Genomic DNA, 13,788 nt, shown 5'->3' with positions numbered 1-13,788 from the left:
ATATTTTATAAAAGGAGATATTAATATGAACAATAAAGTTTCCCAGATTACAGACACTATCTTGATGATCAAACCTGTAAGATTTCACTATAATCCTGAAACTGCGGTCAACAACTACTATCAGACTCCTCCCTGTGGAATAAATAACACCTCAATCCAGGAAAAGGCACTAATAGAATTCGATAACTTTGTAAATACTTTAGAACATAAAGGTATTGAAGTTTTGGTTGTAGAAGACACCTTATACCCTCCTACACCTGACTCCATCTTTCCAAATAACTGGATATCTTTTCATCACGATGGGAGGATAGCTCTCTATCCAATGTTTGCCAAAAATAGAAGACTTGAAAGAAGGATGGATATCCTAGATATATTAAGGGATAAAAAATTTAAGATTTATGATATTATAGACTATTCAAAATTTGAGGAAAAAGGCATCTTTCTTGAGGGAACAGGCAGCATGATCCTAGACAGGCCAGCCAAAAAAGTTTACTGTGCCCTCTCTCCCAGAGCTGACCTTAATCTCTTAAATAAATTTTGCAGTGATTTTGATTATATACCTATTTTATTTCACGCTTATCAATGGTCTAATAAAGAGAGGCTTCCTATCTACCACACCAATGTTTTAATGGCTATAGGGGAGGAATTTGCCATCCTCTGTTCTAGCTCTATCGATGATATAAGTGAAAAAAACAAAGTTATTTCAGAATTGAGCTCCCATGGAAAGACCATTATAGATATCACAGAGAAACAGGTAGAGAAATTTGCCGGAAATGCTCTTCAGGTAAAAAATTCTAGAGGTGATAAATATCTTATCTTATCCAAAACAGCTAAAGAGATCCTGTCTGAAGATCAGATACGATCCATAGAAAGAACTTCCAAGATATTAAGTGTAGATATAGATACAATCCAAAAATATGGAGGTGGAAGTGTCAGGTGTATGATGGCAGAAATTTTTCTTTCCAGATCTAAATAACTTACAAATAAAAAGATGAGTTAACTATTTTAGTTAACTCATCTTTTTATTTGTAATAATATACTCCAACTCAATACTATCAATATTTTTAAATAATAATCCAGCATTCTTCTAAAATTTACTTTTAAAAGTTAAATCAAGCTGTCAAATGCTGTATTAGTATATTAAATCCCATCCCTATAAGGATTATTCCTCCAATGTACTCAGCCTTAGCTCCCAATAGCTGCCCCACTTTATTTCCCAGATAAACTCCTACAGAGGATAAAATAAAAGTAATCACTCCTATTACAGCTATTGAATAATAGATATCTAACCCTGGTAGTAATGAAAATGAAAATCCAACTGCCAGTGCATCAATACTAGTGGCTATTCCTAAAACTATAATATTAGTACTTTTCTCACAATTTCCATGAATATCACATTTCCCAAATTCTTTGGCATCTATTATCATCTTAACACCTATAAAAGCAAGGAGTCCAAAAGCTACCCAATGGTCAAATCTCGCTATTTTATCATAAAATAATCCTCCTACTGCCCAGCCTAATAAGGGCATAACCCCTTGAAATAACCCAAATACCAATGCTACTTTAAGGATCGATTTGACACATAGTTTTCTCAGTGATATTCCCTCAGTCAGCGATACTGCAAATGCATCCATTGCTAATCCTATAGAGATAAAAAAAAGTGATGTAAAGTTCATATTATCCTCCTAAATTTATATTTACTTTAGTATTATACTAAAAAAATTCTTCTATGTCTTGAAAATTAATTTTAAAGGAATTTTAGTTAATACAGGGTAAAATCAATAGAACAACTTTTAAAAAAAATATAAGGAGGAAGATATATGAAAAAATTAATATTTTTATTTACTTTTATTATTTCTATGCTTAGTTTCGCCACTACTCAAAAGATGGATTATTCAACCTATGATCTCTCCGGTGAAACAATTTCAGGTGTCAGAGTGATAGAGGTTGAATCTTTTAGATATTCCTATTCTCCCAATGTTATTGTTGTCAATAACGGTGAAAAAATAAGGATAAAATTTTCTACTCAGGACACAGAACATGGATTTAAAATTTCTGAAATAAATTTTGATCTAAGAGCTAAAAAAGGAAAGCCTGCAGAGGGTGATTTCATAGCTCCTAAACCTGGTATTTATGAAATTATATGTTCCGTATACTGTGGTTCAGGACATAAAAAAATGGCTGGAAAACTGGTAGTTAGATAGCACATTACCTCTTATAAAGTTTAAGCAAATAATATAAGGAGGCTGCCTATTGGGCAGCCTCCTTTTTTTAACTGTATTATATTTAACATACTAAATAAGTTGATCTAATATTTTATTTATATACCTAAAATGTGCCTTACATATTCATTTTTAGGGTTTTCAAAAATTTCTATAGGAGCTCCTGTCTGAATAACTTCACCCATATACAGGATAACAACTCTATCTGCTATCTCTAAATCATCCTTATCATGACTCACAAAAACAGCTGTTTCTCCAGTAGTTTTTAAAATCGCTTTCAGCTCATTCCTTATCTTTCCCTGAAGATTAGCATCTAAATTTGAGAATGGTTCATCCAAAAGAATAACTTCTGGTTTAGGAGCTAAAGCACGTGCTAATGCCACTCTCTGCTGCTGACCTCCACTTAATTCATGGGGATATCTTTTTATAAAATCTTTCATACTAACTAGATCTAATACCTCGTCAGCTCTTTTTTTTGCTGATTTTTTTTCTACCTTTCCCATTCCAAATAAAATATTTTTTTCCACAGATAGATGGGGAAAAAGGGCATAATCTTGAAAAACCATTCCAATTCCTCTTTTTTCCACTGGAACAAATGTTTCTTCTCCTATAAAAATCCTCTCATTGATGGTTAATCCTCCCTTTTGGGGAACTTCTAACCCTGCCAAAATACGTAACAGGGTAGATTTTCCACTTCCACTCTCACCTATGATAGCCGTAATTTCTCCCTTATTTGCAGTAAAATTTATATTTTTTAAAATATCTTCTGTAGAGTTTCTATATTTAAAAAATAAATTTTTTAATTCTATATAATTCATTATTATTTCTCCTTTTTTTTGTTGATTATCTCAAAAAATAGAATTATTATTATCCCTATGAGAATAAGTATAATAGATGGAATGGCACTATGCTGTACCATCTCGTCATCTGCATACTGTTTAGCATAGGCAGATAGAGTTTGAAAATTAAATGGTCTCAAAATCAAGGTAAGGGGTAATTCCTTTATGATTTCTAAAAACGTTAAAATAACCGCCCCTATAACACTTCCCTTTATCATAGGCAGATCTACCCTAAAAAATGTTTTGGTTTTCCCTTCTCCCAGACTCCTGGAAGCTTCGTGAAACTTCATTCCAATCTTATCAAATCCACTCTCTATACTATTGTATGCCACAGCTAAATATCTTATTACATAAGCAAAGACCATTAAAAATAAAGTGCCATAGAATACTCTTTCTCCTAAAATTTTTCTGTCTATAAAGATAAAAAATGTCATAACTCCAATGGCTATAACTGCCCCTGGAATAGAGTACCCTATCGTAGTTAATTTAGATAAGAATTTAGATATCTTTCCTTTTTTCAACCTGGATGTATTGGATATAATAACTGCTATTATAGTTGCAAGGACTGCTCCTATGATAGCTATAAAAAATGTATTCATTATTATTTTTATCAATTTTCCATCTATAACCTCTTTATAGGTCATGAGTGACCATGAAAATAGCTGCATCAGAGGTATGATGAATCCAAATAATACAGGGATCATACAGACAATAATTGCTATAACACTATGCTTAGTTGAAAGTGACTTTTTATTTATCGGCTTTATCTTAGTATTAGTAAAAGAATACTGTTTTCTTCCCCTGGATTTTCTCTCTATAAAGATTATTGTAAAGATAAGTCCCATAAGAATAATAGCTAAATTTATAGCTGCATCGGTATCTCCTAATGTGAGCCATGTCCTGAATATACCTGTACTAAAGGTCTGAACACCAAAATAACTAGGCAATCCAAAGGCACTTAAAACCTCCATTATAACCAGGGTAACTCCTCCAATAATAGCTGTTCTTGCCATGGGTAATACCACTAAAAAAAATGTCTGTGTATCCGATTTTCCCAGTACCTTAGCTGATTCTAGCATAGATAACGATTGTTTGGCGAAAAATGATCTGGCTATGATAAACACATAGGGATAGAGAAAAAATGTAAAGATAAATATCACACCATATATGTTCATAATATCTAAATTTAAATTGTATCCAAATAAATTCCTGGCTGTTCTGCTGATTATCCCTGTATAGGAAAAGATCCCTGAATAGACATATCCTGCTATATAACTGGGTATTGCCAAGGGTAAAATTAACCCCACATGAAATAGTTTAGAAAATTTAAACTCATACATAGTCAAAATCCAGGCTGTAGATACCCCTATAATCATGGTAAATAAACCGGTAAATAATGCTATTATAGAGCTGTTTCTTATATACTCAGGTAAAAGAGTTTCAGCTATATGGATAAAAGTTTCTATATTTTGAGTCGCTAAACTTGTAAATAGAGTTATAATGGGAGCTAACAAGAAAAACGACAAAATTATGCTTATAAAAAGCCAGGAATCTAAATTAATATTTAGATTCCTCTTTAAAAGTTTTAAATTCATTGGCTTATTTCCAACCTTCCTCATCGGCTATGATCGTTCCTTTTTTAAAGTTCTTTCCTAACTCAGATAAAGTTAAGCTGTCTACTTTGAAATCTCCCCATGACTTAACTGTACCGTTTACTGCTACGTTTTTATTTGAAGGGTATTCATAGTTTTCATTTGTAAATCTACTTTGTGATTTTTCATTTAAGAAAAACTTTATGAATCTTTCAGCATTTACAATATTTTTTGAATATTTTGTAATTCCCATTCCACTTACGTTGATATGAGTTCCTCTGCCATCTTGATTAGGGAAGAATATAGCTATTTGTTCCCCAACTTTTCTCTCTTCAGGATCTGCTGAGTGGATCATTTTTCCAAGATAGTAAGAGTTCATAATAGCAACTTCTCCAATTCCGGCAATTACTGCTTTACTTTGGTCTCTGTCATTACCCTTAGGTTCCCTTGCCATATTAGCTACTAACCCCTGGATCCATTCTCTAGTTGCCTCTTCACCATTAGCAGCTATCATAGAAGCTATCAATGCCTGATTATATGAGTTTGTTGAACTTCTAACTAACACTTTTCCATTCCACTTAGGATCAGCTAAATCTTCATATGTAGAAAATATAGAAGGATCTGTAGTTTCTTTGTTGTATGCAAATATTCTGGCTCTGTAAGTAAATGAAGTCCAGTAGTTGTCCTTATCTCTTATGTTTGCAGGAACTAATTCCAATACTTCTTTATCTTTTATTTGTTGTAATAATCCTAAATCTTTTGCTCTCCCAAGCCTTGCTGCATCTTTAGTAATGAATAGGTCAGCAGGAGTATCAGCTCCTTCTATCTCTAACTTTTTTAACAGTTCGTCTGCCCCGGCTTTAGCTACATTTACAGTAACTCCAGTCTCTTTTTCAAATTCTGCAATCAATTCTTTGTCTATGTCATAATGTCTTTCTGTATATATATTTAATTCTTTTGTAGCCTTTGGTACTTTTGTTTCTTCAACAGTTTTTACTTCTTCTTTTCCTTTAAAACATCCAGTTAATAAACCGGCAGATAATAATATAAACGGTATAATTTTTTTCATTTCTTTCCTCCTGATAATATTTTAATTTGTAAGCCACAATAAAAAGCTTTGACTAACAAACTTTATGAAAAGATTATATAACGTAAATAGAATATTTACAAGTTTTTTTACCACAACTGTAAAGAATTAATAAAAATATAAGTTTTTCTTAATTCTTTAGAAACACTTGTAAAACTTTTGATTTAAGGCTAAAATATTAATAGAATGAATATCTGTAAATTATATTCAGATTAAATTTATATAATAAATATTTCAAAGGGGGAGAAAATTATGAAAAAATTATTGATATGTATACTAATTATTCTTGGGACTCTTGCAGCCTATGGAAAACCCAATGGGGAAAGTTCTTATTATCTCAGCAGAGCAGTTTTAACCAATGAAATTGCAGAAAAAGAACCGGTAAAAATAATGGATACCTTTAAGCTGTATTCCCAGGGTTATTTTTATACTGAATTTAAAGATATAGGGGCAGAAAAAACTATCTATCACAATTGGTACCTTCTAGAAGAAGATGGGGAAAAAACCCTTATGGCCAGTGTTCCGTTAAAAATTTCAGGACCTAGGTGGAGAACCTGGTCCAGAAAAAATTTATTTTTATCCGGGAAATGGAGTGTAGAGGTAGTCGGTGAGGATGACAACGTTCTTTCTAAAAAAGAATTTAACGTTGAATAACTCAAACAAAGACCGAGGAGTCAGACAAATGTCTGACTCCTTTTTTATTATATTCATGATATAATATAGTTGATAAAAATAAAATAAAGGGAATGATTATTCAATGAACTATGTAAAAAAAATCAGCAATTTTTTGAAAAAACAAAGGAAAAATATATTTATTGCCATCCTGGGGCTAATATTATGTCTCACAGCATTAACAACCATCACATATTTTAGTGTCAAAGGAAAAATAACCTCCTACACAGCTTCGGAACCAATTATAATCTATGATAAGGATCAACAGATTGTAGATTACCTGTCTAAACAAAAAGGTGAAAGTGCTGATATTGAGGAGATCCCTGATTATCTTCAAAAAGCCTTTATCTCTGTTGAGGACAGAAGATTTTATTCCCACCATGGAGTAGACATATGGCGTCTTGGAAAAGCAGTTCTGGTAAACCTTTCCAGAGGAAGGATCGCCCAAGGGGGAAGTACAATCTCACAACAACTGGCTAAAAACGCCTTTTTATCCAATGAACGTACATTCAGTCGTAAATTTAAAGAGGTTATCATAACATTGGAGATCGAAAGAGTTTATTCTAAAGATGAGATCTTGGAAAAATATCTCAATGAGATCTATTTTGGTTCCGGGTCCTATGGGGTCAGGGAAGCTGCCAAAGATATATTTAATAAAGATATTTCAAAGATAAACCTGGCTGAAAGTGCTATGCTGGCTGGTATTCCCAATAGACCTAACATGTATAATCCCAGAAAAAATTTAAAAGCTGCCATGAAGAGAGCCCACCTTATTTTAAAACTTATGCTAAATCAAAATTATATCTCTCAAAATCAGTATGATTCAGCTATAAAACATAAATTTGTTATGGAAGCTGACTACAAAAAAACTTTTTTTCCTGACAGAGATATAACTGTCATCGTAAAAGACGGAAGAAGAAAAAGAGAATCTACCAAAGCTCCCGACTTTATGGATATAGTCGAAGAAAAGCTCGCCGATCTGGTGGATCCCTCTACCTTTTCCCGGGGTGGATTCAAAGTATATACTACTTTAGATAATGAGATGCAGAAAATTGCAAAGGACACCTTTGAAAGTTATTCAAAATTTAAATCCGATAAAAAGCTCCAGGGTGCCATGGTTACTTTGGATGCCAAGACAGGGGAAGTTAGGAGTATCATAGGAGGAAAGGGTTATAGATCCGGTAACTTTAATCGTGGTATCCATGCTAAAAGGCAGGTTGGATCAACCTTTAAACCATTTATATATTATACAGCCCTGGAAAAGGGGTATACTATGAATCAAATTATAGATGCTTCCAATACCAAATATGGTAACTGGTCTCCTAAAAACTATAGTAATGCCAAGTATAAAAACATTACCCTCATACAATCCCTGGAAAAATCAATTAATACAGTAGCTGTAAAGCTGTTAAACGATGTGGGAATAGATGATGTCATAGATAATTTTAATAAGACAGGAGTAAATGTAGAATTTACCAGAGATCTTACAATAGCTCTAGGTTCTACCAGTGCTACCCCATTGGAGTTAGCTAGTTCATACCTTCCATTTGCTAATGGTGGTATTGCACATAGAAATTCCTTTATTACTCGAATTGAAGATACAGATGGAAATATTATCTATGAAAATGAAGATTTAAAGGGCAAAAATGTCTATGATTCAATAGATACCTCCCTCATGACCTATATGCTTGAAAAAGTAGTAGAACATGGGTCTGGAAGGGGAGCAAAATTAAACTCACGTCTTGGATTTAATGTGGATCAGGGTGGAAAAACAGGAACTTCCAACGACTTTAGATCTGCCTGGTATGCCGGATTCACCCCTGACTATGTCACTGTAGTATATATGGGCTATGATGACAATACTCCTATGCCAAAGAGCTCCTCCGGTGGACGTATGGCAGTTCCTCTATGGAAAAACTACTATCAGACAATGATCGATAAGGGAATATATAACCCTTCCTCATTTGATTTTATAGATGAAAATATCAAGAGTGATGAATTAGTCAGTAGAAGTATTGATCTCCGGAGTGGAGAGATAAAGAGAGCTTCCAAGGAATTCAGAAGGGAAGTCTTATTTAAAAAGGGACAGGTTCCTGATACAATCACTGAAAAGATATTTAAAGGAATCAAAGGATGGTTCAATTAAAATTAAGGTTAAAATGTAGATAAAAAAACTCCTCCAAAACTGTGTTTTGGAGGAGTTTTTTGCTTTTAATCAAATTCTTTAAAAGCAATTATTTTTCTATTTTTTAATATTCTGATAAACATAAATACTCTTTCTTGCATAGATTCATATGTATCTTCCTCTGTTTCCAAAAGAATATTAATGATGTCATATATTGTATTTTTTCCATCGATATTCTCCCAGACTAAACTACCTAATCCATCCAATTCCAGGGTACTGGTATTAGATTTTTTGGTCATCCACCTCAAAGTCTTTTGAAGAAAACTAGTATGGGTAAAGACAAGATGGATGTTTCCATCCTGCCTTTTACAATCCAAATGAAGTTTTACAGGGACAATATCTAGAAAATTTTCTTCATTTTTTTTCATTTTTGCTCCTTATTCTCAATGTAGCTTATTAATTTTTATTATTCAGGTAGTTGTTCATCCGAAGCTTTTCCAGAAACTACTTGAGTATAGATCCAGATAGCTAACGCTAAGAAGATTACAAATCCTACAGTAGAATTTGTAGTGATAGCTCCAAATTTTCTTCCGAATGCAGATAAGTCTTTTCCTAAAGTGATGAATACCGCTAGTAATATACCGATTAAAGCATCTCCGGCAACTAATCCAGAAGATAATAAGATACCTTTCTCTATTCTTCCTTTTTGCTCTGTTTTATTTTTCTTAAATTTCATCTCAACAACTTCTCTTACTAATGCTCCAGTTAAGATAGCAGCTGATAATTGAATTGGTAAGTATAATCCTAAAGCGATAGGTAAGATAGATAATCCTAAGAAGTTAATAACTATACCGATAACTACACCGATGATAACCAATGTCCAAGGGATCTCTCCTGTCATAACACCTTCAGATAACATTCTCATCAATCCAGCTTGAGGTGCAGGAACGTCTGCCGATCCTAATCCGAAAGCTTTATGCAGCATAAGTACTACTCCACCAGCTGCAAATGCTGATACTACTAATCCAGCAAACATTGACCACTCTATTTTCTTTGGTGTTCCACCAATTAAGTATGTATGCTTTAAACTTTGTGCTACTCCACCAGAAGTTGCAATTGAGATACAAACTACACCAGCAGCTATGATAGCCATGATTTTTCCTAATTCAGGGTTTACACCAGTTGCTTTGATAACTGATGCGATTACTAATAATGAAGCGATAGTCATTCCAGATACAGGGTTATTTGATGCACCCATGATTCCTGTCATTCTTGCAGATACTACACCGAAAAAGAATGAAAAGAATATTACTAAGAATGATACGATAAATCCTACTTTAGGTATTCCTGCTGATAATGGTAATAACCATACTATTAAGAATACTGCGATAGCTCCTGCTCCAACAAATGTTAGTGGAGTATCGATGTGTTGTCTCTCAACTTTATGAGCAGTTTTTTCTGCTTTTAAACCTTTCATAGCTTCTTTGAAAGAGCTGATGATAGCTGGTGCTGATTTAGCTAATGAGATAAATCCACCTGTTGCTACTGCTCCTGCTCCTATATATCTAATATAGTTAGACCAGATAGCTATAGCTGACATCTCTGATATTAATTGAGTTGCCGGGAATATAGGAGTTGTAGCTCCTGAACCTATAAATTTGATTAATGGTATGAAGCCAAACCATGCTAATAATGCTCCAGAGAACATTAAGATAGCTACTCCAGTTCCTACGATAAATCCTACACCTAATAATGATGCTACTGCATTAAATCCAAAAGCTGTTCCTAACTTTGTGATAGCCCAAACTGGTCCTTCTGACCAAAGTCCTAATCCACCAGATAGGAATTTGAAAGCTCCACCCATTCCTAAACCTTTCAATACAGTTTTAAATCCTTCTCCACCTTTATTGGCATTTACCAGAATCTCATAAGCTGCAACTGATTCAGGGAACATTAATACTCCGTGTTCCTCAACTATTAGATATTCTCTAAATGGAATTACGAATAAAGTTCCGATTAATCCACCTAATATAGTTATGATAGCTATAGAAACCATGCTTAAATCATGTCCCCATATAATAATAGCTGGTAATGTAAAGATAATTCCACCTGCGATAGATTCTCCTACTGCGGCTACTGAAGCCACTAAGTTAGCTTCTAATATAGAATCCTTTCTAAATACAGCCTTTAATATTCCTGTTCCTAATATTGAAGCTGGAATTGCTGCTGCAATTGTTAATCCAGTCTTTAATCCTAAATATACATTTGATGCTGCAAATATTACTGCAAATAAGATTCCTAATCCTATAGAAACTGCTGTAGTTTCAGACATCGCTGTATCCATAGATACAAAAGGTTTAAATTGATGTTTCTTCTCGTTCATTTCTTTCCTCCTTAAATTTCAATAAAGTTAATTTTCACTATATTGTACAATAATGATAACCTTCTTTCGGTTTTAAGTCAAGAACCTATATTTTGACACGAAAGTTCGTTTATCTGTAACATAACTTGCATTTTGTTTTGTTTTAAAATACAAGTTATTCCTAAAAAACTTAAATTAAGTTTAAAATAGTGATGTTTTACTTAAGAAAACAATCACTTAAATAACTTTTATTACAGAAAAATGAAATAAAACTCTTTTTTAGACGGACTAGTCCCTGTGAAACAGACTATTTAATTTTAATTATTCACCTAACTATATTTTTTATCTCTATTTTCGAATATTCTTAATTTTTCATAAATTACTTTTATTTTTTATGAAATTAAATTTAATCTATGGAAATGTATATGAATTTTGGTTGAAATCAACTATTTAAATATATAATCTTTATTAATTTTTTTCTATACCTAGAAAATAATAGAGAATATGATATTAAAACAAGAAAATAGATATAATTTAAAGGAAATGATATAATTTCTATACAATAAATTAATTAAAAAATAATTATATATACAAGATTTAAATTATATTAAAGGAAGTGATATATGTATTACGAAGATATGATCTTTACCAAAGAAGATATAGCTCTGTTAGTTTTTGAAAATAGTGAATTTTTAAGCTGTATTTTTAAAGGTATAACTTTTGATAGGATAAGTTTTAATGGAACTACACTGGAAAATTGTACCTTTAAATCCTGCCAGTTAACTTCTTCCACCTTCCAGGATTCTAAATTTATAGACCTTAATTTTGAAAATTCTGAACTTATCAGTATCAATCTAAGTCTTATCAATAAATTTATAGTTGAAGTCTCATTTACTGATTCCTATTTAAAGTATTGCGATCTCAGTAAATTAGATCTGAATAAAACAGATTTTTCAAATTCAACTTTAAAGGAATGTCTATTCTTTGAAACTAACCTGAGTCAGGCTGCTTTCAATAACTCAAATTTAGAGGGTTCATCTTTTGACAGATGTAACCTGGAAAGGGCTGACTTTAAAGGAGCGGCTGATTATAGGATAAATCCTCTGACAAATCGTATTAAAGGAGCCAAATTTTCCCTCCCTGACCTGGTTGGATTAGTCAGAGATTTCGATATTAAGATCGTATAGCAATGTAATGCTCCATCCAGATAGTCTAATATAAAATTTTATAATTTTATTACTCCAAAGTAAATTGCTATTTCTAGAAATCTTGCTCTTTCTCCCCACTGGTAGAATTTCTCAGATAATAAAAATAGGAGAGTCCAATGGACTCTCCTGTTTTTATTATCTATTTTTTTATAATGTCATTAATAGTTTGGCTAACATAAGAGCTGTTACCGTTCCTATTGCCGATCCAAATATTCCCATCATAAGCCCTGCCGGAATCAATGCTTCATCATATGTTCCTGCTAAGATTGGAGCTGATACAGATCCACCTACGTTAGCTTGAGAAGCTATACCACAGATATAAAGATCTAACTTGAATACTTTTGCTAATACTAATAATACCACTAAATGGAATAATAATACTAATACACCTGCTACAATATAGATAGCTGCTTGACCCATATCAATAGTAGAGAAATCTGTTGCTGTTGCTATTAATCCTACTACTACATATAAAAGTACACTACCTACATGGTCAGTTCCTTTGATTCTCTTTAACGGAGTCATACTTCCTAAGATACCAAACATTGTAGCTAAGATTACTACCCATCCAGATCCACTAAAGAATCCTCTAAGACCAGATAAGAAGTTCGCATCAGTTAATCCACCTGGGTTAACTACTTGTTTTCCAAGAACTAATACTATTCCTGCTACTCCAAGACCTAGTCCTAATGTTAACATAAAGTCCATAAATTCATAGTCTCTTTTGTCTTCATTTTTAGCTGCTGTAGCATGGATATGACTTATGATTTTATCTACTTCATCACTGTTTGCACCAGAGAACTTATTAAACTTCTCTCTCATTGGAGCCAAACTGATAAGTAATACTAACCAGAATGATGCACAGATATTATCCATTAAGAATGCATATGTCAGTGCCTGTGATCCATCTTTTACTCCTAATCCTGCTTGAGCAGCAGCCATATTTGTTGACCCTCCAACCCATGAAGAAGATAAGATTGAGAATGTTTGCCATGCATCTGCATCAAATCTTGATTTTAATGCAACGAATACAATTATAAATCCAATTATGATACTGGCTGTTACCGCTAAAAATGAACCCATTAACTTTGGTCCTAATTTAAATACATCTCTAATATCATTTTTTAATAGTAATAAAAATAACATCATTGGTAGTAAAAAATATTTTAATTGTCCGATAAAACTCGATAATTGTGGTGTTAATTCCCAAACGTGCAATGTTGCACCTATCATTCCACCAAAATAAATAAATGTTAATCCCGGTATAACCTTGAATAATTTTAATTTTAATGTTTTTTCACAATACAATACTGCCGTTATGAATAATATCAATAACGAAAAATAACTAAATACACTTGTTATCATTTGAATATCCTCCTGTTTTTAACTGTTTTTAACTATTTTCAACGTCTCTTCGTCTGTACATAAACTGTACATAAAACGAAGAATACGTTTTGTTTCCAATATATTTTAGCACAATTTTATAAGTTTTCAAAGTTTTTTGTAATTTTCTTAAATAAAAAAAGCAAAAGTATCATTTTTTAACTACTTTTTATAACATATGTAGCTATCAACGATAACTAATTTCTTAGAAAATAATTAAAGATTTTCTCAAAAAACTAATTTTTTGTCTACTTTTCCTCCTAATAATCAAAAAAAAATAAAAACTATATTTCTTTTT

At 32.4% G+C, this 13,788-nt stretch carries 12 protein-coding genes; 5 read left to right on the top strand and 7 right to left on the bottom strand.

The features are described from left to right. The first annotated feature begins 25 nt into the window (after window positions 1-25). A complete protein-coding gene (locus NRK67_09050) occupies window positions 26-976 on the top strand; it encodes an arginine deiminase-related protein (protein ID UUV19559.1) in 951 nt (316 codons plus the stop codon). Between the two features lie 136 nt (window positions 977-1,112). On the opposite strand, the gene NRK67_09045 is transcribed toward NRK67_09050, so the two are convergent. After that, a complete protein-coding gene (locus NRK67_09045; protein ID UUV19558.1) occupies window positions 1,113-1,676 on the bottom strand; it encodes a manganese efflux pump MntP family protein in 564 nt (187 codons plus the stop codon). 144 nt (window positions 1,677-1,820) lie between these two features. On the opposite strand from NRK67_09045, the gene NRK67_09040 reads away from it, so the two are divergent. Next, window positions 1,821-2,204, top strand: a complete 384-nt coding sequence (locus tag NRK67_09040) for a cupredoxin domain-containing protein (protein ID UUV19557.1) — start codon at window positions 1,821-1,823, stop codon at window positions 2,202-2,204. Window positions 2,205-2,320: 116 nt separating this feature from the next. Here NRK67_09040 and NRK67_09035 read toward each other — a convergent pair whose 3' ends face one another. Genes NRK67_09035 through NRK67_09025 form a run of 3 tightly spaced genes read right to left on the bottom strand, consistent with a single transcriptional unit; the run spans window position 2,321 to window position 5,722 of the window. Further along, window positions 2,321-3,040 carry an ABC transporter ATP-binding protein gene (locus tag NRK67_09035; protein UUV19556.1) on the bottom strand — a complete coding sequence of 240 codons (720 nt, stop codon included), beginning with the start codon at window positions 3,038-3,040 and terminating at the stop codon, window positions 2,321-2,323. A gap of 2 nt (window positions 3,041-3,042) precedes the next feature. Then, window positions 3,043-4,656, bottom strand: a complete 1,614-nt coding sequence (locus NRK67_09030) for an iron ABC transporter permease (GenBank protein UUV19555.1) — start codon at window positions 4,654-4,656, stop codon at window positions 3,043-3,045. 4 nt (window positions 4,657-4,660) lie between these two features. Then, window positions 4,661-5,722, bottom strand: a complete 1,062-nt coding sequence (locus NRK67_09025; GenBank protein ID UUV19554.1) for a Fe(3+) ABC transporter substrate-binding protein — start codon at window positions 5,720-5,722, stop codon at window positions 4,661-4,663. Between the two features lie 270 nt (window positions 5,723-5,992). Between NRK67_09025 and NRK67_09020 the strand changes: the two genes are divergently transcribed. Further along, window positions 5,993-6,394, top strand: a complete 402-nt coding sequence (locus tag NRK67_09020; protein ID UUV19553.1) for a DUF2914 domain-containing protein — start codon at window positions 5,993-5,995, stop codon at window positions 6,392-6,394. Window positions 6,395-6,497: 103 nt separating this feature from the next. After that, a complete protein-coding gene (locus tag NRK67_09015; protein UUV19552.1) occupies window positions 6,498-8,558 on the top strand; it encodes a PBP1A family penicillin-binding protein in 2,061 nt (686 codons plus the stop codon). Between the two features lie 65 nt (window positions 8,559-8,623). Here the strand turns inward: NRK67_09015 and NRK67_09010 are convergent, their stop codons facing one another. Together NRK67_09010 and NRK67_09005 are read right to left on the bottom strand one after the other, a co-directional pair. Beyond that, entirely contained in the window at window positions 8,624-8,965 is a 342-nt protein-coding gene (locus NRK67_09010; GenBank protein UUV19551.1) for a PqqD family protein, read from the bottom strand. 38 nt (window positions 8,966-9,003) lie between these two features. Then, the gene (locus tag NRK67_09005) at window positions 9,004-10,920 is read right to left on the bottom strand and encodes an oligopeptide transporter, OPT family (GenBank protein ID UUV19550.1); all 1,917 of its coding nucleotides are present in this window, start codon (window positions 10,918-10,920) and stop codon (window positions 9,004-9,006) included. A gap of 602 nt (window positions 10,921-11,522) precedes the next feature. Between NRK67_09005 and NRK67_09000 the strand changes: the two genes are divergently transcribed. Further along, window positions 11,523-12,086: a pentapeptide repeat-containing protein gene (locus NRK67_09000; GenBank protein UUV19549.1), complete on the top strand. Its 564-nt coding sequence runs from the start codon at window positions 11,523-11,525 to the stop codon at window positions 12,084-12,086. 168 nt (window positions 12,087-12,254) lie between these two features. Here NRK67_09000 and NRK67_08995 read toward each other — a convergent pair whose 3' ends face one another. Then, window positions 12,255-13,472: a DUF819 family protein gene (locus tag NRK67_08995; protein UUV19548.1), complete on the bottom strand. Its 1,218-nt coding sequence runs from the start codon at window positions 13,470-13,472 to the stop codon at window positions 12,255-12,257. Between the last annotated feature and the right edge of the window lie 316 nt (window positions 13,473-13,788).

It is taken from the genome of Fusobacteria bacterium ZRK30, assembly GCA_024628785.1.
Lineage (GTDB): Bacteria > Fusobacteriota > Fusobacteriia > Fusobacteriales > Fusobacteriaceae > Psychrilyobacter.
This window is presented reverse-complemented; position numbering and strand designations above follow the sequence as displayed.